The 25062-nt window shown below is 34.8% G+C and carries 14 protein-coding genes; 12 read left to right on the forward strand and 2 right to left on the reverse strand.

Annotated features, from left to right (window positions below; translation table 11 throughout):
* Positions 1-4 precede the first annotated feature (4 nt).
* From AC1B0Z_RS16125 to AC1B0Z_RS16140, 4 genes are all read left to right on the forward strand, one after another.
* On the forward strand, positions 5-1600 hold the full coding sequence (locus AC1B0Z_RS16125) for a sulfatase (protein ID WP_483793252.1): 1596 nt from the start codon (positions 5-7) through the stop codon (positions 1598-1600).
* A gap of 10 nt (positions 1601-1610) precedes the next feature.
* Entirely contained in the window at positions 1611-2390 is a 780-nt protein-coding gene (locus tag AC1B0Z_RS16130; RefSeq protein WP_483793253.1) for a 3-keto-disaccharide hydrolase, read from the forward strand.
* Positions 2391-2481: 91 nt separating this feature from the next.
* Positions 2482-4179, forward strand: coding sequence for a GH39 family glycosyl hydrolase (locus AC1B0Z_RS16135; protein ID WP_483793255.1), 1698 nt, complete (start codon positions 2482-2484; stop codon positions 4177-4179).
* A gap of 12 nt (positions 4180-4191) precedes the next feature.
* Entirely contained in the window at positions 4192-5619 is a 1428-nt protein-coding gene (locus tag AC1B0Z_RS16140) for a cellulase family glycosylhydrolase (RefSeq protein WP_483793257.1), read from the forward strand.
* A 411-nt stretch (positions 5620-6030) separates the two neighbouring features.
* On the opposite strand, the gene AC1B0Z_RS16145 is transcribed toward AC1B0Z_RS16140, so the two are convergent.
* Entirely contained in the window at positions 6031-7122 is a 1092-nt protein-coding gene (locus AC1B0Z_RS16145; RefSeq protein WP_483793258.1) for a hypothetical protein, read from the reverse strand.
* A gap of 54 nt (positions 7123-7176) precedes the next feature.
* On the reverse strand, positions 7177-8052 hold the full coding sequence (locus AC1B0Z_RS16150) for a hypothetical protein (protein WP_483793260.1): 876 nt from the start codon (positions 8050-8052) through the stop codon (positions 7177-7179).
* Between the two features lie 222 nt (positions 8053-8274).
* Between AC1B0Z_RS16150 and AC1B0Z_RS16155 the strand changes: the two genes are divergently transcribed.
* The 8 genes from AC1B0Z_RS16155 (at position 8275) to AC1B0Z_RS16190 (ending at position 25061) form a co-directional block, all read left to right on the forward strand.
* Complete coding sequence (locus tag AC1B0Z_RS16155; protein ID WP_483793261.1) at positions 8275-11316, forward strand: SusC/RagA family TonB-linked outer membrane protein; 3042 nt, start codon at positions 8275-8277, stop codon at positions 11314-11316.
* Between the two features lie 10 nt (positions 11317-11326).
* Positions 11327-12910 carry a RagB/SusD family nutrient uptake outer membrane protein gene (locus AC1B0Z_RS16160; protein WP_483793263.1) on the forward strand — a complete coding sequence of 528 codons (1584 nt, stop codon included), beginning with the start codon at positions 11327-11329 and terminating at the stop codon, positions 12908-12910.
* A gap of 143 nt (positions 12911-13053) precedes the next feature.
* Entirely contained in the window at positions 13054-15228 is a 2175-nt protein-coding gene (locus AC1B0Z_RS16165) for a beta-xylosidase (protein WP_483793264.1), read from the forward strand.
* Positions 15229-15416: 188 nt separating this feature from the next.
* A complete protein-coding gene (locus AC1B0Z_RS16170) occupies positions 15417-16292 on the forward strand; it encodes a T9SS type A sorting domain-containing protein (RefSeq protein WP_483793266.1) in 876 nt (291 codons plus the stop codon).
* Between the two features lie 126 nt (positions 16293-16418).
* Positions 16419-16733: an L-rhamnose mutarotase gene (rhaM, locus tag AC1B0Z_RS16175; protein WP_483793267.1), complete on the forward strand. Its 315-nt coding sequence runs from the start codon at positions 16419-16421 to the stop codon at positions 16731-16733.
* Positions 16734-16836: 103 nt separating this feature from the next.
* Positions 16837-19296 carry a T9SS type A sorting domain-containing protein gene (locus AC1B0Z_RS16180; protein ID WP_483793268.1) on the forward strand — a complete coding sequence of 820 codons (2460 nt, stop codon included), beginning with the start codon at positions 16837-16839 and terminating at the stop codon, positions 19294-19296.
* 211 nt (positions 19297-19507) lie between these two features.
* A complete protein-coding gene (locus AC1B0Z_RS16185; RefSeq protein ID WP_483793270.1) occupies positions 19508-22318 on the forward strand; it encodes an alpha-L-rhamnosidase in 2811 nt (936 codons plus the stop codon).
* Positions 22311-25061: a family 78 glycoside hydrolase catalytic domain gene (locus AC1B0Z_RS16190; protein ID WP_483793271.1), complete on the forward strand. Its 2751-nt coding sequence runs from the start codon at positions 22311-22313 to the stop codon at positions 25059-25061. Before AC1B0Z_RS16185 ends, AC1B0Z_RS16190 begins: the two co-directional genes overlap by 8 nt.
* Position 25062: the final 1 nt, after the last annotated feature.

The following is a 25062-nucleotide window of genomic DNA, read 5'->3' on the forward strand; positions in this document are numbered from 1 at the left end:
GAGAATGAAATTTGTAAAATCATTATTGTTCTCCTTAGTTGTTATCATTGGGCTTAACTGTAAGAACGATAACTCTAAAGTAGTTTTACAATCGGAAAAGCCAAATATCTTATTCATTTTAGTAGACGATTTAGGCTATCACGATTTAGGGGTTACAGGAAGTATATTTTATGAAACCCCAAATGTTGATAAATTAGCAACCGAAGGCGTAATGTTTACCAACGGTTACGCAGCTAGTAGAGTATGTAGTCCATCACGAGCCAGTATTATGACAGGCAAGTTTACGGCTCGTCATGGTATTACCGATTGGATAGGCGCAAAAGCAGGCGAAGATTGGCGTACCAGAAACCGCCATGATAAACTGCTGCCTGCAGATTATGTGATGCAATTACCTGAAGAAGACATAACCATTGCGGAAGCTTTTAAAAACAATGGATACAAAACCTTTTTTGCTGGAAAATGGCATTTAGGCGGTAAGGGTTCATATCCCGAAAACCATGGTTTCGATATAAATATCGCTGGGATAGATGCAGGGTCGCCCAGAGGCGGTTTCTTTTCACCTTGGAATAATCCAAAATTACTCAACAAGAAAAAAGGAGAAAATTTAACCTTGCGTTTAGCAAACGAAACGGCAGATTTCATTTCAAAACATAAAGACACTACATTTTTTGCATTTTTGTCCTTTTATGCGGTGCATGCACCCATTCAAACTACAGAAATCAAATGGAAAAAGTACAGAAACAAAGCAGATAGTTTAGGTGTTGCAAAAACAGGATACCAAATGGAACTTGTACTGCCCATTCGCACGGTACAAGACAATCCTATCTATGGTGGGCTAGTTGAAACCATGGATGATGCCGTGGGCATAGTTTTAAAAGCATTAAAAGACAACGGTCTTGACGATAATACCATTGTTGTATTTACCTCAGATAATGGAGGGGTAGCATCGGGAGACCATTATGCTACGAGTAATTTGCCATTAAGAGGTGGCAAAGGCTACCAATGGGAAGGCGGTATTAGAGAACCTTATTTTATTAAAGTGCCATGGTTAAAGCAAAAAGGTATAAAAACAGATTTTCCTGTAATTAATACAGATTTTTATCCAACCCTTCTGGATTTGGCAAATATTCCGCCAAATAAAAAACAGCATCAAGATGGAATCAGTCTCAAACCTTTACTAGAAGGAAAAGCCATTGAAAACGATAGAGCTTTATATTGGCATTACCCACACTATGGCAACCAAGGAGGCGAACCTGCATCTATAATTCAAAAGGAGGGTTGGAAACTAATTCATTATTGGGAAGATGGGAGAGAAGAACTTTTTAAATTACCTTCAGAAGAAAAAGATTATCAAAATATTAGGTCAAAATATCCGAAAATTGCTCAAAGGTTAAGTAATAATTTAATAACTTGGTTAAACGGTGTTGGGGCAAAATACCCTATACGAGATGATGAGTTTAATGCATCTGAGAGAAAAAAACTTTTAGCAAATTACAGGAGTAAAAAGCTATCAAATCTAGAAAAACAAAGACAAGATGTTTTATCAAAAGACTTTCAACCTAACGCGACTTGGTGGGGAAGTAAAATCACAGTAGATTAATTTTTTTATTATGAATTACATTCCAAAGAAGTTTTGCAAATTATTGCTTTTACTGGCTGTAGCAACAACTTCATGCAAACAGAATGAAAAAGCGATTGCTGATAAAAATGAAAGTGATTTTATTTCAATATTTAATGGGCAAAACCTTGAAGGTTGGGAAGGCGACCCGAAATATTGGCGTATTGAAAATGGTATTTTAACAGGAGAGGTAACACCAGAAACCCTTCTAAAACGAAATTCATTCATAATTTACAAAAAAGAACAACCAGAAAACTTCGAATTAAAACTTGAATATAGAATTTCAGAATCTGGAAATAGTGGTATAAACTACAGAAGTGAAATTATTAAAGATATGCCTTTTGCTCTAAGAGGTTATCAGTATGATATTGATGGTAAAAATAGATATACAGGGCAGAACTACGAAGAAAAAAAGCGTACTACACTAGCATATATGGGAGAAAGAGTAAATATCCCACTAATGCCGGATAGCATTCCAAAAAATAATTTGCGTAAAAATGTAAAACGTAATTGCTGGCAAACAAGAAATGTTGTGGATACCTTGACCACTAGGTCTCAATTAAAATTGCATATTAAATCTAACGATTGGAATCAGGTTCATTTAAAAGTAAACGGCAATACAATGCAACATTATGTAAATGGCGTATTGATGAGCGAAGTTACAGATGTAGATACGATAAATAGCTTATCAAAAGGTTATATCGGGGTACAAGTGCATGTTGGTCCACCAATGAAAATTGAGTACAAAAACCTTGTTCTTAAACATTTATAGAAATTAGATTTATTTTAATCATGACACTACAGGTCTGTTTTCTGTTAGTAAGTTATTATTTTTGATAACATTACGGATGAAAATAAAAAAAATGAAAAAAATAAAAGCTCTAAGATTCTTCTTCCTAATAATACCTATAGTATCATTTACTATCTTTTATTCATGTTCTAAAGATGCAGATATCCTAAAGGAAATGATAGAAATTCCAAAACCTGAAGAACCTGAAGAGCCAGAGAACCCGCAAGAACCAGGTGGTATTGACGAAAGTAATGTTGATCCAAATCAATTGGTAACTATAAATACTGGAGCAGTTGTAGCACCGTTTCATAATTTTTGGTCTACTCGCCCGATGGTGAATCAAACGCGTTTTAGCGCCTCTGGTTTTAGAAATTCAATAATTCCAATAAAAGATTATGTGAAAAGCTATAATCTAGTGAGGACAATGGGGGGCAGAACTGATAACCGAAATATGTTTTATCAGGGTGTGGATGCCTCGGGTAATATTATCACAGATTTTAGCGATTTACTTACCAATATGCGCGACTTTATGAGTACTGGTTTTAAGCCAAGAATTGTACTTAGTAAAGTGCCTTGGGAAATGGTTGAAAACAAAGTGGTAAATACTTACGGTAATACAGGTCCTCCAGATAATTACGACCACTGGAGACAATATGTAAATGCTTTTTTAACCACATTGGTTAATGAATTTGGCATGAATGAAGTAAAAACTTGGAGATTCAGGGTGAGCACAGAACCCAATTATACGCCTAACCACTGGAATGGAACCATGGAGGAGTATTTTAAGCATTATGATATTACTGTTGATGAAGTATTAAAAGTGATTCCAGATGCAATTGTTGGCCCTGGTAATATGCTAACCGAAGCTAGTGTTGCTACATATACAACAGAGTTAATTGATCATTGTGCCAATGGTACTAATTATGCAACTGGAGCGACGGGAACCAAAATGGATTTTTTTAGTATTTCATATTATGAAAAAATAGATCAAAACACCGTGGCGTTGCCCGGGAAAATCCAGCTTTATCGCGATAAATTAAATAGTATTTCTGAATTTTCAAACATTCCATTGGATATCCAAGAATTTGGAATGCTAAGAGACGAAAATCGTATTAGAGGTTTAAGTTTAGCAGACGCTACAGAATTAGGCGCCAGTTGGTATGCAACCGTAGCAGATATGGTTAATGAATACAGAATTAGTGAAGTTTATGACTGGGGTATGGAAATAGAAAGTAGTGATTTGCCACAAGGCAGAAAAAATGTGATGCGTATGTTGCAAAAAATGGAGGATGGTAATAGGCTGGATGCCGTAGATAATTTAAACGGTTACGCTGGGGTTATACCAGTAGTAAAAGGCGACATCGTTTATTTGTTGGTTTACAACCACAATCCATCAAGAACGAGTACGGCGACACGTACCATATATCCCAAATTGGAAGGCGGTGTGATTGCCAGTGGAACAACTTGGAAAATGAATGAATGGACGGTGGATAAAGATCATGGTGTTATGATGCACGAGCTTTATAAAGATGTGAGAAATGCCGGTGTTGGCGAAAAAAGTAATGGGCGAATTTATGGAAACAGACCTTCTGATAGATTTGAAGATGGTTGGAAAGATGTGCTCAACGCTAATTTATCTAAATACACTGATTTAGCAAGACTACCTCAAACTATGACAGATTCACTTGTTGGTAAAAGGGAAGGAAGCTTAATACTCAAAGTTGATTTAGAACCGCATGGTGTTAAATTGATAGAACTTATTCCAGAATAAAAAAACGAACTCATGACAACTCAAAAAACGTTATTTCAAATAGAAAAAGGTTTCCTTTTTTTGTTTTTTAGCTTATGTACACTAACGCTTTTTAGTCAAATAAAGCACGGGCTTAGAGATGATTTAGGCAGACATGTTATTCCACGTGGATTTGTTGTTAACACAAACGATCATAAGGGAGAAGTGTTTTTTGATAGTGACGATTATGCCCGTATGGTTAGAATGGGTGCCAATTTTCAAGTCATCCGTTTAGAACTTGGGAAGCTAAGCGAATTTCCGGGAGGAAAACTAGAGCCTAATTATTTAAAAAAGTTGGATACACTTGTCACTTTAGGAAAAAGCCACGACATCAAAACGGTTTTTAAAATGACCGTGTACGGCGTTGATGCGTTTATATGGGAAGATTTTTGGCTTAACAAAAAAAATGAATACAAAACGTATATCGATGCATGGAAAGTCATCTGGGAACGATACACCAATAATAAAGCGGTTGTAGGATATGATGTGGTAAACGAACCACGAAAGCTTACCATGGATATCACTTATAATCAGTTAACAAAAAAGTATTTAATTCCGCTATATCAAAAAATTATTGATGAAAGTCAGAAGATAAATGCCGAAAAGAAGATTTTGATTCAATCTATATTTATGAATAAAGGAGAGGGGATTGACAACAATCAGTATGCGGAAATTACTGCGCCTATAAACCGTAAAAATGTTGTGTTTGCACCACATATTTATCAAAGTAAAATCGATTTCATAAAACCCGTTATGGATCGCTTTGATAAGGAATCTGATTTACTAAATGCACCAATTCTAATAGGCGAATGGGGGTTTCCAACATTTGCTAAAACGGATACCTTAATAAGCGGTAGGTTAGGGCAATTGGAATACAGGGAGCTTTACATAAAAACTGCCGAGGTTTTTGATAGAATGGGTGTAGGCTCAATAAAAGCATGGTTTTTAGGGAATAGAAGTATGCAGAACTTTTTACCTGGAGGCCCTTCTACTTGGGCAATTTTTAGTGATAGTACCGATGCAGGAACAGTAGAGCGTAAATATATTACGGACGTCATCTCAAGGCCATTTCCGCAAACTGTAGCAGGTGATATCAAATCCTTTTTTTTCAATCATGCTACTAGAACTTTAGATGTAAATTTTAAAGCTAATAATATTGCGGGCGCTTCAAAAATATTTGTTGGAGCCAATAGGCATTACCCAGATGGATTTTCTGTTTTAATAGGAAACGAAACAGTTCTGTATTACAACCCAATAAAAAATGTAGGCCTTGAAGTCTATAAAGCAACAGATCAGTTTGATATATCAAACTATATATGGGATGATAAAACACAAAAGCTATTTATACTAAAATGGCCAGAATCACAAGAAGATATAAGTTTACGGATAGTTCCGGGCATTCGAAATTTTAATAATGACTAAGCTCTTTTCGTCAAAACTATAATGATTATCAAAACCTTTAATATCCGTTTCAAATACCTTTCTTTTTGTAAATCCATTCTATAGTAAGAAGAAATATATCTAAGGGAAATAGAATTTTGGTGGATATTTCTAGATATGCCAAAAGCTTATATTTTAACGTGAGTTCGACGTAAACTGCAATTTAAACAGCTAAATATCTGTAAAATAAGATTTATTCTGTCATTCCGAACGAAGTATGAGGAGGAATCTCATCGCTTTTGAGATTTCTCGTCGCTCGTTCCTCGCTCTGTCGAAATGACAACTTGTTCTTTTTCAGTATATTAATAAGGAAACCTTATATCGAACTCACGCTATTTTAGATAAAGGTGTGGTAAAAAGGTTGTTATCTTACTAAGGCGTTCTTAATATTTGTTATATGGAAAAATTGTACCCTATTCCAAAAAGAACTAAATGTGTAAACGTTTCATGCCTGTATTCGCTTCTTAGCATTAGTCCTTTATATAAGTCGATTTCAATTCCTGCACCAAATAAAAAGCTTAGACCAAATTCGCTTTGGAATCCCCTGTCTTCCAAAAGAGAATTACCTTCGTCATCATTTATAGATACATAAGAAACATTCATTCCCATAAATACATAAGGTCTAATGTTTTTGTTTGCAAAATTGTGCTGAAGCTGAAATGGAACAGAAATAAGGGATTGTGTAGCTTCAAAATCTGAACCGAGGCTTACCGCTCTGGGAATAATAAATTTATAGTTATAGTAATTTAAACCAATGTTTAGAGATGTGTTTTTGCTAAATTTTGGAAAATATATTCTATTTGTAAATTGTGCAAAGTATTCAGATTCGCTACTATCTCCAAATCCAAATCCAGCATTTAAAATTAAAAAACGTACAGGTTTTTCTTTTGTTTTAATAATATCAAAATCGTTCCCCTGTGAAATGTTGTATTTACTTATAATTTCAATAAAGATTTGTTCCTTAAATTCTATCGAAGTGTTTGTTCTTATAGGAAGATTGTCGGTTACTAAATTTAATATGCCAACATAATTATATCTACTTACTTTAGTCTGTCCAGATATAAATTTATCGTTTTGTAATACATAGTTTTTATCGTTTTTTGATATGATGTAAAAAACTGATTTTTCATGCAAACTTTTATATAGGGACGTTTTTCCATTTAAAATTTTTTTTGCAAATAGAGTTGTTGGTATTTTATTATTGTTAAGTTTAGTTTCAATTAGATCATAAATTTCACCATTTTCAGTTTCAAAAGAAATTATTTCTGATGTATCGTAAGAACGACACTTTTCATCAGTTAGAGATAACTTAAAACAAACTTCAGTTATTTTATGTTTAAAATCATCGTTTCTTATATAACCTTGTTTTATGTCACCATTTTTTGTTGTGATATGTCCTTTTTCATAAAATTCTTTTAGTTGAGCATTTAAGAGATTAGTTAGAAAGAGTGTCGAGACTAGAAATAATAGATTTTGGTACTTCACGGATTTAAATTTATTTAAAAAACAGGGATATTTACATTTCAGAAAAAGGCACAATTATTTTTTCTTTTTTTCTTTTTTTGGTTCAGGATTGTTAAAAACATAATCCGTTAAAATTGTTTTTACAACATCTACAGGACCAGCTTTTAAACCATCATTTACATTGGCACCAGTAATCCAATATAACACCATGCCAGCATCAGAACAGTCCCATTTTCCTTTTTGAAAATTAACAACATTGTCTATTTCAGCAATATTTCCAATAGTCCAAATTAATCTTATGCGAGGGTCGGTATGATTTTTGGCCCAATCCCATTTTGCGTGGTTCAATTTCAAATTAATGTTCTGATCAGGAATACGTACTTCTTCAATGCCAAAATCTAAAATCTGTTGCCATGTGTAAAAATCTCCTGCATTATCATTAGCAGGATGATGGGTGACTATTTTCACAAATTTGTGCTTATCCTTTGGTGTTTTTTGTAAAGCCATCCCTATAATATCAGGTTCCCCAGCTTCAATAATCCATAACGGGTCATTGGCAGTTGATGCATTTATCGCCCAGCATAAATCGTTAATGGTTGCTTCTTTTTGCCACATGGCATCGTAAAATGTCAAATTGTCAAAACCACCCCAGCGTCTTGCTGTCATATCACAAGCTATTTGCATTAGGTGGTGACGTTCCTTTTCAGCTTTTTTGGAAATGCGATCGTCTCTTACTAAATCACAGCTATGGGAATAATGTACTAATCTCTCCTCTAAGCCAGATGCTCTTAAAAGTGCAATGGAAATAGCGGTTCCTCCTAAATCATCAGGATCTGGAGAGTTGCCATCAGCCACTATGGCTATACGGCCGTTAGGAGGGTTTATGTTTTGGGCAAAGTTTGGTAGTATGGCTAGCAAGGTGAATGCAATAATGGATATTCTAAGACACATGATGAGTGAAGTTTTTTGAAAATTGAATATGATTATAATTTACAGCTAAAAATAGACTAGATACTGTTATTTAGTAACCTGTTGTATCCTGTTTGCTCAAAAAAGCACAGATTTTTGTAGTAATTGAAATCATACAGGACAGTCCATCACGGTTACTACAGGATACTTCATAAAATTTTAAGAAATATTTTAGAAATCTAAAAACAAATTAACTTAAGATTTATGAAACTAAAAACTAAACTAAATGCGCCACCTAATTTTAAGAAATTTAGGTTGTTAACCATTTTCTTGTTTTCATGTGTAGCAATGTCTTTTGCTCAAACTGTTACAGGAACAGTTACTGCAGACGGACAGCCTCTCCCGGGAGCCACAGTTGTGGTAAAAGGAACTACAACAGGGACAAGTACAGATTTTGATGGAAATTACACCATCAATGCAAGCGCAGAAAACACGCTTATTTTTTCTTATGTAGGCTATTCTACAAAAGAAGTAGTTGTGGGAAATCAATCAACAATTAATGTAACCTTAGAACAAGACAACGCTCTTGATGAGGTAGTTGTTATTGGTTATGGTACACAACGAAAATCAGATTTAACAGGTTCTGTATCTTCCGTAAGCTCAGAAGATATTACAGCCCTTCCAGTTGCCAGAGTAGATCAAGCCTTACAGGGTAGAGCCTCTGGTGTACAAGTAACTCAGGTAAATGGTGCACCAGGTGCGGGTACTGTTATTAGAGTACGGGGTGGTAACTCCATTACAGGAAGTAACGAACCGCTTTGGGTTATAGACGGTATTATTGTAGGTACTAACTTTAATTTAAACAACATTAATAGTAATGATATCCAATCCATTGAGATTTTAAAAGATGCATCTTCTATCGCTATTTATGGTGCTAGGGGCGCGAATGGAGTAGTATTGGTTACCACTAAAAGTGGTAAGGGTGCTGGTACAGGAAAACCTCAAATAAGTGTAAATCTTTACACGAGTTCACAAATGTTACCTGAACTACCGGACAGATTAAACCAAAGAGAGCAAATAGAGTTTACGAATGAGCACGCAAATTTTAGGGGTGTAGCTATTCCTTTTCCGGATGACCCTTCTACATATCCAGACAATGATTGGGTAGACTTAGTATTAGGAACTGCTCCAATCTATAATGCAGATGTTTCCATTTCTGGAGCTACTGATAATGTTAACTACTATACCTCGATGAATTATTTTAATCAAGAAGGTATTGTAAAAAGTTCTGGAATTGAAAAATATATTTTCAGAACAAATTTAGATCTTAAATTGAGCGACAAAGTAAAAGCAGGATTTAGATTGAATTATTCTAGACTAGAACAAGATAATCCGCTGGCTAGTTTTAGTCAGGCAGCTTTTGGCATCCTTCGTACACAACCTGTTTTTAATGATGACGGTTCATATAACGGTTTTGATGATGTAGTTGGTTCGCCGTTCAATAATCCTTTGGCCGCTATAGATTTAAATACAAATGAAACCTTTACTAATAACTTATTAGCAACCGTGTATTTGGAGTATAGTCCAGCTCCAAATTGGACTATCCGTTCAACGTTTAGTCCTGAATTTAATAATACGAAGCAAAATAGATTTAGTTCAAGTCAATTACCTGGCTTACTTGCGGTAGGAGATACGGGACAAGGAACTGCCAGCGTCCGTACTGTAAATACTAATGGGTGGAACAATGAAAATACGATACAATACCAAACAGATTTTGGTGAAGATCATAGTATTACTGCCCTTGCAGGTGCTTCTTTTCAAAAAATATCTACAGAGATAGCACAAGCTGATGCTTTTGGTATTACTAGCGATGCTACAGGGTTTAATGATTTAGGAAACTCTAACCCTACTCGTGCTGTGGTAGATAGTGACTTTGAAGGAGTTCAATTCGCATCTTTTTTCGGACGTTTAAATTATTCTTATAAAGATAAATACCTTTTAACTTTAGTAGGAAGAACAGATGGTAGTTCTCGTTTTGCAGAAGGTAACAAATATGCGTTTTTCCCTTCAATAGCTGCTGCTTGGAAAATAACGGAGGAAGATTTTATGCAAGATCAAGATATATTCCAAGACTTAAAATTAAGAGCAAGTTGGGGTAAATCGGGTAATCAAGCCATCGACCCATATAGTACTTTGCCATTATTTGATCCAGCGAATACAACACTTAATGGCGTAGAAGTACCTGGTGTAACTATTGGTAGACCTGCAAACCCTAATTTACAGTGGGAAACTACAAGTTCTTTTGATATCGCTCTTGAAGCGTCATTATTTGGAGGTAGAGTATTTACAGAATTTAACTATTACTATAAGGAAACCGAAGATTTACTTTTGGAAAGAACTATTCCAAGGCAAACTGGTTTTAATAGCCAATTACAAAATATAGGAGCCTTAAAAAATTCAGGATGGGAATTACTTATAAACTCTACAAATGTGAGTACTAGTAATTTTAATTGGAATTCTACCGTAACATTATCAGCCAACAAAAATGAAATTCTTGATCTTGGTGGTGTTGATTTTATTGATATTGTTGCAGATCCTATTTTAGGTTCAGGCAATACCCGTTTAATTGTAGGAGAATCTGTTCCTACTTTTGTTGGAGTTAGATATTTAGGTACTTGGAAAAGCCAAGAAGAAATCGATGCTTCTGGTAGAACAGACCCTCAAATAGTTGGTGGATCTCATTTTGAAGATATAAATGGAGACGGTATCGCATCAACAGAAGATGCAGTGGTATTAGGTAGCCCGTTTCCAGATTTAATCTTTGGTATAGAAAACAATTTTTCTTACAAGAACTGGGACTTTTCATTCTACTTCCAAGGAACTCAAGGTAATGAAGTATACAACCTGTCAATGAGAAACAATTATTTCAACCGTGGAGAGACTGTTAAATTTGGAGATTTACGTAACCGTTGGACGGTTGATAACCCAACATCTAATATACCTAGAGCAGGAGCAGATAATGTAACGAATACACTACCTAACTCTGAGTATGTTGAAGATGGATCTCATATCCGATTAAAAACGGTACGATTGGCTTATAATTTCCAACCAGACAAGATGGGATTAGATGGTATTAAAAATGCTACAGTTTATCTATCTGGGACCAATCTATTATTATTCTCTAATACAAGGTTAATAGATCCAGAGGCAAGTAATTTTGGTCGTAATAACCTTTTACAAGGCTATATTAGTGCGCAATATCCTAACCCAAGAGTTATAACACTTGGTTTAAATGTAACTTTTTAAAAAAAATAATATGAAAACAAGAAATATAATTTTATACGTCTTTATGGTTTTCGCATGTTTTAGTTGCGAAAGCTTTTTAGAAGAAGATCCAAAAGCACTTATTTCTCCTGAAACATTTTTTGCTTCAGAAAATGATGCAAGACAAGCGGTGCAAGGGATGTATGCCATTTTAAAGAACAACTCTTTATACGGTCAAGTAGGGCTAGATCATTTTTACGATAATGGTGCTGATATTATAGAACCTAATCGTGTTGCAAATTTTGTTCAGCCAATAGGGAACTACACATTGAATGAGGCATTGGCAGATGTGTCGGTTCAAAAAATGAGTGTTTCAGATACTTGGAAAGACCTTTATCGAATTATACTCAATACTAATGTTATTATAGATAGAGTAACAGATAATGAGGCCATAGGTACCCAAGAAGTAAGAACTGATATTCTGGCAGATACTAGGTTTATCAGAGGCTTGTGCTATTGGCATATTACTAACCTTTGGGGAGATGCACCATATTATACAGAGGTTTTAACTTTGGAAGAAATCGGTTCTTTAGGTAGAACTCCAGAAGCTACTATCATAGAAGGTGTTCTAGAGGATTTACAGTTTGCCCAAGATAATTTACAAGATGCATATACCGGAGACCAAAGTGGTAGAGCTTCAAAATGGGCCGCAGCCATAGTTATGGCTAAAATTTATATGAAGCAGCAACAATGGCAGCAAGGTTTAGATAAATGTTTGGAAATTATCAATCAATCTCCTCACAGATTATTAGATACTTATAATGAGGTATTCGATCAATTTAATGAATACAATGATGAAATTATTTGGTCTTTAGATTTTGCTAGAGATATTAACAGTCAATTTGACCCCGCATTCCCTGGTAGATCATTTGCTGGTAACAATAACTGGCGCCCAAGTATGTTTAATCCACGTCTAAGAGATGAGCCAGCAAATTCAGATGAAAGAGCTGCATTAGGAGATGCATTAGCTGCTAGAGGTGAAGCGTTTAATGGTACTGGATTACAGGTGGCTTCTAAGGATTTTGCTGAGAAGTTCCCAATGAATGATTTAAGAAGAGAGTTAAATATAGTGGATAACTACTTAGGGTTTGACTTAAATTTCCCATACATGGCAAAATTCTGGAATTTAGAATTAGATAGATCTCCAAGATTTAATCACTCTGATAACAGAATGGTATTTCGTTTAGCTGATGTGCATTTAATGGCTGCAGAATGTGAGAATGAGCGCCCTGGCGGAAACCCCAATACAGCTTTCGAATATATTAGAAAAATTAGAGAGCGTGCCTTTGCAACACAAGCAGAAGCTGAAGCTATTTTAGGTTTGGATCAACAAGGGTTTAGACAAGCTATTTATGATGAGCGTAAATGGGAATTGGCGGCAGAAATGCACAGACGATACGATTTGATACGATGGGGTATTTTATTGGATGTAGTGCAAAACTTAGAATATCGTTTTTGGACTCCAGCTGATAATATCAGACCATGGCATGTAAAATTGCCTATTCCTTTACAGGAGTTAGAGAATAACCCAGCCTTGTTAGAGTCTGATCCAACTAATAATGGATATAGAAATTAATTAGCAGTAAGTTTTTTAATTGTTTAGTTTTGAAAAGGCTAGGGAAATTCTTCTCTGGCCTTTTTTCATACAAGACAGTTCAGGATAGGTAAAGCAAAAAAAACTTTTAGTTTAGTACTCGAAAGTTTATTAAATAAAATTAAATGAAAAACTACGTCATCTTATTAATTACAGTTTGCTTATTGTTCGTTTGTTGTCAGTCTAATACATCAAATTCAGCAGTAAGCGAAAAAGATCAAGAAATAAATGAAAAAGTAGGAGCGCTATTAGGTCAAATGACCTTAGACGAAAAAATAGCAGAAATGACTCAGGATGCTCCAGCAAATGACAGATTGGGTATTCCTTATATGAAATATGGAGAAGCATTACATGGATTATGGCTTGTACTTGATTATTATGGGAATACAACGGTTTATCCGCAAGCTATTGCCGCAGCTTCAACTTGGCAGCCCGAGTTAGTTAAAAAAATGGCTTCTCAAACAGCATTAGAGGCACGTGCTTTAGGTGTTACACATTGTTATTCGCCTAATTTAGATGTTATTTCTGGAGATCCAAGATATGGTAGAGTAGAAGAGTCTTATGGTGAAGATCCTTATTTAGTATCAAGAATGGGTGTTGCATTTATTCAGGGTTTACAAGGTATGGGTGATGAAAGATTTGATGAGAATCACGTAATAGCAACTGCAAAACATTTTATAGGATATCCAGAAAATAGAAGAGGTATCAATGGTGGATTTAGTGATATGTCAGAACGTAGATTAAGAGAGGTTTACTTACCACCTTTTGAGGCAGCTATAAAAGAAGCAAAGGTAGGTGCTGTTATGCCAGGGCATCAAGATTATAATGGAGTTCCAAACCACATGAATACTTGGTTACTAAAGGATATTTTACGAGATGAGCTAGGTTTTGATGGTTTTATTGTTTCTGATAATAATGATATTGCTAGGTTAGGCACCATGCATTTTATTGCTGAAACCAGAACCAAGTCAGCTATTTTAGGATTAAAAGCTGGCGTTGATATGGACTTAGTCATTGGAAAGAATGAGAAGTTAGCAGCATATAATTCCAATGTTTTAAAGGATACAATAACGAAAAATCCTGAATTGGAGAAGTATATCGATAAAGCAACAGCTCGAATTTTAACTGCAAAATATAAATTGGGATTATTTGATACAGAACCAAAAGAGATTGATACAGAAACGGTATATGCTGGTAGTAAAGAACACCAAGATTTTGCATATGAAATGGCAAAAAAAGCCATTATTTTATTAAAGAACGATAATAATGTATTGCCTTTAGATATGTCTAACATAAAATCGTTAGCGGTTATTGGACCTAATGCTCATGAAGAAAGACCTGCAAAAGGAACGTATTCTTTATTAGGAGGCTATTCTGGTTTACCACCGTTTTATGTTTCTGCTTTAGATGGAATAAAAGCTAAAGTAGGCGATAAAGTAAAAATTAATTATGCAAAAGGTTGTGATTTATTAAGTAATTCTAAAGCAGGTTTTCCAGCAGCAATTGCAGCAGCAAAAAAGTCTGATGCTGTTGTATTGGTTATTGGAGGTTCTAGAAAAACTGGTGGTGAAGGTGTAGATAGAGCCGATTTGAATTTATATGGTGTACAGCAAGAGTTGGTAAAAGCAATCTATGAAACAGGTAAACCTGTTGTTGCTGTTTTAATTAATGGTAGACCACTATCAATCAACTATGTTGCAGAAAATATTCCATCAATTCTAGAAACGTGGTATTTAGGTATGCGTTCTGGAGATGCTATTGCAGATGCTATTTTTGGTGATGTTAATCCAGGAGGTAAGCTTACAGTATCTTTTCCAAGATCTGTAGGGCAGGTTCCTGTAACCTATTTAGAGCGTCCAGATTTTATAGGTTCGGGCAAAGGCTTATTTAAAGATGCAGATAAATCGCCATTATTTCCATTTGGATATGGTTTAAGTTATACAACTTTTGAATATAGTATCCCAAAGCTTGAAAATGAATCGATTCCAGTAGATGGCTCCACAACTGTTTCGGTAGACATAACGAATACTGGGGACAGAAAGGGCGATGAAGTTGTGCAACTGTATGTTCGTGACGATTTTGCATCTGTGGGGAGATATTTGAAACTATTGAAAGGCTTTGAACGTATTACCCTAAAACCAGGCGAAACAAAAACTGCAACCTTTAATTTAGGCTTTGATGAATTAAATGTCCTGAATCAAGAAATGAAAAAAGTGGTAGAGCCAGGAACATTTACAATTTCAGTTGGAGCCTCATCATTAGAAAAAGATTTGAAAAAGGCAATTCTCACCGTAAATTAGCTTTTTGTATAGTCTAGTTTGAGTGAAAATATAACCTGTATTAAATAAAATTTCGGATGGTTTATTAAGAAAACAATGTTTTTTTTGTTAAAATTATAAAAAATACCTAATTTACAGGATAGTGCATGATACTATGAAATCTCTTTTTTTAGTACATTTAAGAAATTATTAATTAAAACTAAATATTTATGAAAAAAATTACTTTAAAAATTAGTGCATTTTTATTAATGGCCATGTTTGCGCTTCAAGTACAGGGTCAAGCATGTCCAGAAATATACACGGTAGACGGTGTTTATAAGATTTCAACATGCGGTCTAACTCCAGAGCTTTATATGACTATTAATGGCACTACAGGCCAGTTAGAATGGGCTGAAGAAATAACAACATCACCCGGTGATGCAACTCAACTTTGGACTATACAGGATCATGTAAATCCATCTGGTAATGGTTTCATTCAAATTACAGCAGACCTTACTCCTCTTGGTTCTGGACCCTTTACAATGATTGTAGACCAATCAACTTATAATGGGGGAACACCAGCAGATGATGAAGTTAGAATTAATGTTAGACCTGGTGATCCGCAAGATGATACAGCTGTTGTAGCTCCTGATCCTGAAGCATACGGTTTTGACCAGTTTCAAAGAAGAAGAGAGAGTGGTTGGGGAGGACCTGGAAATAATGCTTTGTTTTGTAAACCTCCAGGACAAGGAGGTATGAGATATAGAGATGCTCCAACTGCAGCAGGTGATCAAGTACTGTTCCAAAATGGGGGTACAATTAGCGCGATGCGTATGGTTCTTGTATCTGTATTAAGCAACGAAGAGTTTGATACAAGCTCTATATTTGTTTCAAATCCTGTAAATAATGAAATCAGCATTAAGGGATTAACAGCTGAAGTTAATTCTGTTTCTGTATTTTCGCTTATTGGTAAGGAAGTGTTAACTAGAGAGGTTAATGGTGAAGCATCACTTACCCTAGATGCAAGTGCATTATCAAGCGGTATGTATCTTGTTAAAATGGAAGGTGAAAATGGATCATACACTAAGAAAATTGTGAAGCAGTAATATAGGCTTTACTCAAAATAATTTTTTTAAAACATTCTATCTTGATAAAGGATAGAATGTTTTTTTTTACAAAAAACTCTAACCTAGCTTAAAAAGTTTAAGCTGTAAATAAAAACGTTTTGTACTATGCAGAGATTAGCATTTAAAATGAAACTTAACAAAGGCCATAAAGAAGCCTACAAAAAGCGCCATAATGAATTGTGGCCAGAACTTAAGCAATTATTAAAAGATAATGGCGTTAGCGAATATTCCATTTTCCTGGATGAAGAAACTAGTACACTTTTTGCATTCCAAAAAGTATCTGGAGAAGGCGGCTCTCAAGATTTAGCCAACAATCTAATTGTAAAAAAATGGTGGGATTTTATGGCAGACATTATGGAAACCAATTCTGATAATTCGCCGGTTTCGATTCCCTTAGAAGAAGTGTTTTATATGGAGTAAATTATTTCAGTGTTTACTAATATGGTACAGTATAGTGCAGGATTCTTTAGTCAAATTAAAATCATAATTTTACAAGGGATTGTTTAAAAAGAAGAAAAAGATTATGAAAAAAAAAATTGCTCAAAAAAGGAGCTTATTTAGCTATGTAGTAATAGCGGTAATCCTTATATCTTCTGGTATTATAAAAGCGCAAGTTGTTTTAGAACAAGAAGTAAAGATTACTGACTTCGGTTTGCATTTTGACGGTAGTAAGGTATCAAGTGCTGCTTCAAATACAGGTGATAATGCGCCCTATGATTTTTTCTTTGGAAGAAACATATCGGCACATGGTGATGCCGTAAAAACCTATGGTGATTATGTTTTTATGACTTGGTATCGGGGAGGAAAGTCAGATCGTCATATGATGCTATCGCGTTACAATACAGTTACAGGTACTATTGCCACCATAGAATTTCCGCATAGGCACACGGGCTACCAAAATCGATATTGGATTGGTGAGTCTCACAATACAATTGCAGTGGGCATCAGCCCTTTAGATGGAACTATTCATTTGTTGTACGATATGCATGCCTATAGTGCTTCTAGACCATCAGATGGTAGTTTGGCTAACGATTATTTTAGATATTCTTATTCGATACCAAATGCTGCCACGGTAGCAGATAGTGAATTTACATTAGATAAATTCGTCACAGATAATGGAGTAACTGGCGATTACAAGCACTTACGTACACCAGGTAACGTAGCGCAATCAGAATTTGTAGCTTTAACCTATCCTAGCTTTTTTCTAAATGACCAAGGAGATCTTCTGTTTTTTATGAGAGAAGGAGGAAATAATAATGGCATGTATAAGTTTAGCAAGTATGATGCAAATACAGGAACCTGGAATAACTTTACCGATTTTAATAGATTAAATGCAAAAAGTCAAATAGGTATCACTTACAATTGGGGATTGTATGGAGATATTAAATACGTAAATGGAAAAATACGTATAGGTTTTCAACGTAGGTCCTCTAACAATGCTGATAAATATCAATATCAAAATGGTATTTATTACGCCTATTCGGATGATCAAAGTGGAGCTACTCAATGGAAAAATCATAAAGGAGAAGAATTTTCTCTGCCTTTACTTGATGCAGATTTTATAAAAGTAATGGAGCCTGGAGATTATGTGGCGACCACTCAAAAAGACAAGGTTCACATAGTTGGTAATTTCGATTGGACGGTAACAGCAAATGAAGATATTCATATTATAAGTAGAGTAAAAGATAATGAGAACAATATCACAAAATTTTTGCATACTTATAAGCCATCAGGGGCTACAGACTTTATAACTTCCGAGGATTTTACAGGAGGTTCAGCGTTGTATACCTCTGGTAATGATGTTTTTCTGATCGGATTAAAAAATGGACGTGTATTTGTAGAAAAAGCGGAGGGCGGCACCAATAACTTTGAAAAAGTTTACGAAGCTAACAGTGGTAGAACTTTCGATCATGGAGTGGTCCATGTAGAAAATGGTAAAGCTTATTACTACTTAATGGAAGATAGCTCTGGAAACGCACAACCGCTATACCTTCAAGTGATAGATTTAGGCATTGTTTTAGATCCGTTCAGGGTGTCTTTAACATCACCTACTAATGGCAGTATTTATAACACTGGAGAAACTGTACAGATTTCTGCAGATGCTGTTGATGAAAATGGCAGTATTTCCAAAGTAGAGTTTTGGGTTAATGGTTCATATTTCGGTGAAGATATTACTGAGCCTTATTCCATAGATTGGACACCAACTACCGAAGCAGATTATACACTACAGGCAGTAGCGTATAATGCCAGCAACGAAACAGTATCCTCTAACGAAGTTACTGTAACTATCAGAGTATTTGACCCTACAGATTTAACTGGCGATATTTATCGAATCAAAAATTTTGTGACCGGGAAATACTTGCATTCTGTAGGATCAGATGTTATTGAAAGTGATAATGGTACTAATGTAGTTTTCGGTGATAAGGAATGGGAATTTGTTAAGGCGGGTAATTTTTATAATATCGAAAGCAAAAGAACAGATAGAGGTATTTTAAGAGGTGCGGGAAATCCACCAAATGATATTATAAATACCGGTTTTGGGTCACCAAGAGAGGATGTAGATAAGCAATTTATTGTGATACACAACAATACTGACGGAACTTACCAATTTCAAAGAAGAAACCTATCAAATTATATATATCACAATGCTAACGGAACGATAGAGCATGTTGGAAATACAGACGATAGGTCTAAATGGATTGTGGAATCTACCACGCTAAGTACTCCAGAAGTAAAAGCTAACGCTTTTTCAGCAAAGATTTTTCCAAATCCGGCTGAGAATGAGTTTACGGTTCTGCTCAATGGTGTGAACAAGGCTAGTATTGTTATAAACGATATGCTTGGAAAAACAGTGTATCAAAATGCAATAAACTCCAATAGAATTGATATTGAGAATAAAGGCCGATTTAAATCAGGATTATACCTCATAAAAGTGATTGATGACAATCAAAGGGTTTTCCGCGCAAAACTTATGGTGAGATAAAGAATAAAAAATGTTTTATTTTAAAAAGGCTAGAGAGTTTAAAATCCCTAGCTTTTTTCTTTTAAAATTCAGATGATAAATACGTCTCGTTTAAATATTTAAATTTCGAGACAGTACAGGATAGTTTTTTATGAAAAAAAATGGAATTTGTTAATTAATTTTTTTGTCTCAATTTAAAAATTGAACAGTACTATTGTCTAGCGTATTTAAAATGAAACTATCAAAAAAAACAGTAAGGTTAACTTTGTCTTATTGCTGTATTTTGGCATTTTTTGTTTGTGTGTCCTGTGATGAGGAAGAAATAAAAAAACCACAATCTTTAAAAATTTCAGAAGGTTTCAAAAATCCAATTGGTTTTTACAATGCAAATCCAACTTTTTCATGGCAATTACCAGTAGCAACAGATGTTAAGTCGCAATCGGCTTACCAAATAGTTGTAGCTTCTTCAAAAGATTTATTGCCCAACAATCCTGATTTGTGGGATTCTCAAAAGCAAAAAAGTTCACAATCTACTTTTGTAAACTATGAAGGAACCGATTTGCAATCCCGTCAAAAAGTGTATTGGCAGGTTAGATTTTGGAATCAAGATGGTGTCCAATCAGAATGGAGTGAAATCAATTCCTTAGAATTAGGATTGCTAAACAACTCAGATTGGAAAGCAAAATGGGTGGGTTTAGACACCGCAAAAGATAGCATTAAAGGTGTTCGTAAGTTTTTAATGCATAGGCCACAATACTTAAGAAAAAGATTTAAACTTCATTCTGAGGTGTCATCAGCGAGATTATACATTACGGCAAAAGGCGTTTTTGATGTACACATAAATGGTGAAGATGTAAGTGATGATGTAATGCCTCCAGGTTGGACGCCCTACAACCATCGTATTGAAACTTTAACTTATGATGTTACCAATTTTTTAAATTCAAAAGAAAATGTATTAGCGGTAGAATTGGCATCTGGTTGGCATTCTGGAAGGATAAGTAGAGGGAAAGCACTTTATGAAAATTTTGCATCGCCCAAAGTGTTGTGCCAGTTAGAAATAATTATGGAAGATGGTAAAAAGCAAACTATAATTTCTGATGAAACTTGGAAAGGTACTACCAACGGTCCCATAAGATTAGCAGGTGTTTATGATGGCGAAACCTATGATGCTAATTTAGAAATGCCCAATTGGGCGAATCCTGACTTTAATGACAGTTCATGGCAATCCGTTGAAGTTAAGGCTATCGGTAACAAAGTAAAACTAAAACCTAAAAGACATAGTACAGTAAAAACACAGACTTTAATTGATGATGTGGAAATAGTTCTAGCTGAAGAGAATCGTGCTGTTTTCAATTTAAAACAAAACATAGTAGGCGTGCCAAAAGTAAAAGTCCCTATGAGAAAAGGTGATACTTTAATGATTAGGTTTTCAGAAATGTTATTAAAGGATAATACGTTCTACACGAAAAATTACCGTTCAGCACATTCCACAGATTATTTTATCGCATCTAAAGATGGTGTTATTGAATATACGCCAAAATTTACCTTTCATGGCTTCCAGTTTTTAGAATTAAGTGGATTTGATCAAAATGTAAAGCCAGAGACGAATTGGGTGCAAGGTTTAGCACAACATTCCAATTTTGAGCAGAAAGGAACCTTTATCTCATCTCATGGCAAACTCAATCAATTACAAACTAACATTACTTGGGGTTTGCGCGATAATTTCTTTGATGTTCCCACAGATTGTCCGCAACGTGATGAGCGTTTGGGATGGACTGGTGATGCACAAGTAATTGCACCAACAGCATTGTTTAATTATGATACGCATGCCTTTTGGACAGCTTGGTTACAAAGTTTAAGAGAAAATCAATCTGAACACAAAAATGGAGCTGTGCCTTTTGTAGTACCTGATGTGCTTCAAAACAAAAGTGCTAGTTCTGGTTGGGGAGATGCAAGTGTTATTATTCCATGGGATATATACAACGCTACAGGTGATATAAACGTACTTAAAGAAAGTTATGATTCTGCAAAAAAATGGGTAGGCTACTATCAATCTAAAGTAAAAGAGAAAGATTATATCCCAATAATGCATTCCTTTGCAGATTGGTTACAACCTTATCCTACTAAGCCAGGAAAAATAGGGAATAGAGGCGATACACCTAAAGTATTTATAAATACAGCATTTTTTTCGCATTCGGCACATTTGGTTTCTAAAATTGCTGGAGTACTTGGAAATGTGGAAGACGAAAGCACATATAAAAACTTATATAACAATATAGCTAATGCTTTTGAAAATGAGTTTTTTGATGAAAATGGGAGGTATAAGGGAGAAACTCAAACTCAAACTATTTATCTATTAGCCATTTATTTTGATTTACTTTCTCCTGAAAAAGCGAAAAATGCGAAGAGCTATTTGCTAGACGAAATTAAAAAAGCAGACAATCATTTAGGAACGGGATTTTTAGGAACTCCTATTTTACCAAAAGTTTTGGATGATATGGGAGAGATTGATTTGATGTATGAAATTCTGTTTAAGGAAACCTATCCATCTTGGTTTTATTCCATCAATCAAGGTGCCACAACCATGTGGGAACGTTGGAATAGTTATAGTATAGAAGAAGGTTATAATAAACAACCGATGAACAGCCTAAACCATTACGCTTATGGTGCTATTGGGCAATGGGTGTACGAGCGTATTGCAGGTATTGCACCTTTAGCGCCAGGTTATAAAAAAATAAAAATTGCTCCCGTACCAAATACTAAGTACTTAACTTCGGCTTCTGCTAAGGTAAATACACCTTATGGAGATGCCTCATCATCTTGGAAAATAGAAAATACTATGTTCAATTTGGATGTTGTTATTCCGCCAAATACAACGGCAGAAATTCATATTATAAATGCATCAAAAGATGATGTGACGTTAAATGGTGAGTCACTAAATGAGATAGTGAATCTAGGTATAGAAGCGTTAGAAGATAAATTAATACTAGAGGTTCTAGCAGGCACATATAACATACAAACTAAACTAAACTCAAATGATTAAACTATTGAAACATCACATAACCTTAATCGTATGCTTTTTTATAGCTTTTTCAGTTTTAATCTCATGTGAGCAAAAAAGTACTATTGAAAAAGCAAACGATTTAACAGTATCAGAAGGTTTTAAAAATCCGCTTGGGTTTTACGATGCAACACCAACATTTTCATGGAAATTACCAGTTGCTGAGCATATTAAACATCAGTCAGCATACCATATCGTAGTGGCATCCAGTGAAGATTTGTTACCCAATAATGCCGATTTATGGGATTCTGGTAAGCAAATGACTGACCAATCTGTTTGGGTAAAATATGAGGGTAAACCTCTACAGTCTCGCCAAAAAGTATATTGGCAGGTAAAATATTGGAATCAGGATAAAAGTGCTTCTCAATGGAGTACTGTAAACCATTTTGAATTGGGATTACTGAATAACAGCGATTGGAAAGCAAAATGGATTGGTTTAGATACTAAAAAAGAAAACGTTTTAGGTAGTGAAGATAATATAATTCACAGGCCACAATATCTAAGAAAAGGATTTGAATTATCTACTGAAGTAGAATCGGCGAGATTGTACATTACTTCAAAAGGCGTTTTTGATGTTGCCATAAATGGAAAAGATGTTAGTGATGATGTGATGCCTCCAGGATATACACCTTATAAAAAAAGAATAGAAACCATTACTTATGATGTTAGTGATTTATTAAAATCAGGGCAAAATACCATTGGTGTTGAGCTTGCTGCTGGTTGGCATTCAGGACGATTGGGTTGGGAAAAATCATATTGGACTGATACAGAAACTCCTAAAATGATATGTCAGTTGGAGTTAACCATGAAGGATGGTTCAAAAAAAATGATTCTTTCTGATGAATCTTGGAAAGGCACTACAAACGGGCCGATAAGGCTTTCAGAAATTTATGATGGTGAATCTTATGATGCTAATTTAGAAATGCCAAATTGGAATACAAATGATTTTAATAATGAAAATTGGTTGGCTGTAAATACTTTTCCTATTACTGATTCTATACGTTTAGAACCAAAAAGACATACCACCGTAAAAGTTAAAATTGAGTTACCTGTGAAAGAAGTAATAGAAAAGGATAAGACTGCAATTTTTGATTTTCAACAGAACATGGTTGGTGTTCCATTGATAAAAGTTCCTATGAAAAAAGGGGAAACCTTAAAGGTTAGATTTGCAGAAAAATTAGCTCCAGATGGTACGTTCTACACAAAAAATTACAGAGGCGCATTATCTACAAATTATTATACAGCCAGTAAAGATGGCGTTATTGAGTATATGCCAAAATTTACATTTCACGGCTTTCAATATGTTGAATTAAGTGGGTTTGATGATTCTAAAAAACCTTCAAAAGATTGGGTAACAGGATTGGTACAATATTCAGATTTTGAAGAAAACGGAACATTTACATCGTCTCACGAAAAATTAAATCAATTACAAAGTAATATTGTTTGGGGCTTACGAGGAAACTTTTTTGATATTCCAACAGATTGCCCACAACGTGATGAACGTATGGGGTGGACTGGAGATGCACAAGTTTTTGGGCCAACATCTATGTTTAATGCTGATGTGTACAAATTTTGGGCAAGCTGGATGCAAAGTGTGCGTGAATCACAATATGAAAATGGCGGGGTTCCTTGGGTAGTGCCAGATGTTTTGTTTAATAATAAAGTAAGTGCTGGTTGGGGAGACGTATGTACCATAATTCCTTGGAAAATTTATTTAAGAACTGGTGATATAAGAATTTTAGAGGAAAATTTTGAAATGATGAAGGCTTGGGTGGCGTATCATGAAAACAATACTAAAAACGGTATCTCTAAAATGGGCTTTTTTGCAGATTGGTTGCAACCTTACCCAGAAAACGGTGATAATAGAGGAGATACGAAACTGAATGTTATTGGTACTGCATTTTTTGCACATTCCGCAATGTTAACCGCTAAAACCGCAAAAACTTTAGGGAAAGAAGAAGCATATAACACCTATAACAGTTTATACAAAAAAGTAGCAAAAACCTTTAGTAATCATTTCTTTAATGAAGATGGAACTATTAAAAATGCTACAGAAACTCAAACTACATATTTATTAGCCTTGGCTTTTGATTTGTTGCCTGAACAAAAACAAAAAGGAGCTGAAAAACAACTACTAAAAAAGATTGCTGAAGCAGATAATCATTTAAGAACAGGATTTTTAGGAACACCATTGCTATCAGAAGTTCTAGACGAAACAGGCAAAATTGATTTAATGTATCAATTATTATTTAATGAAACCTATCCATCTTGGTTTTATTCAATTAACCAAGGTGCAACAACCATATGGGAACGTTGGAATAGTTACAGTAAAACCGAAGGTTTTAATAAAATGAGAATGAACAGTTTAAATCATTATGCTTATGGAGCTATAGGCGAGTGGATGTATGAAAGAATAGGAGCCATTGCACCATTAGAGGCAGGTTATAAAGTTATCAGAATTGCCCCAAAAGCAAGAGATCCATTAACATCAGCCTCAGCTGAATTAAACACGCCTTATGGTAAAGCAGTGTCTTCTTGGGAGATTAAAGCAGGTAAATTTACGCTTGATGTTACCATTCCACCAAACACAACAGCAAAAGTTATAGTGCCTGGAACTATAGAAAGTTTTAATGATAATGAGTTTGTTGAAAAACGTAATGAAGCAAAAGAAAATTCAGAATTTTTAGTGCAACCAGGTACATATACATTCACATCAACATTATAAA

Source organism: Hyunsoonleella sp. J2K-J805, assembly GCF_057167125.1.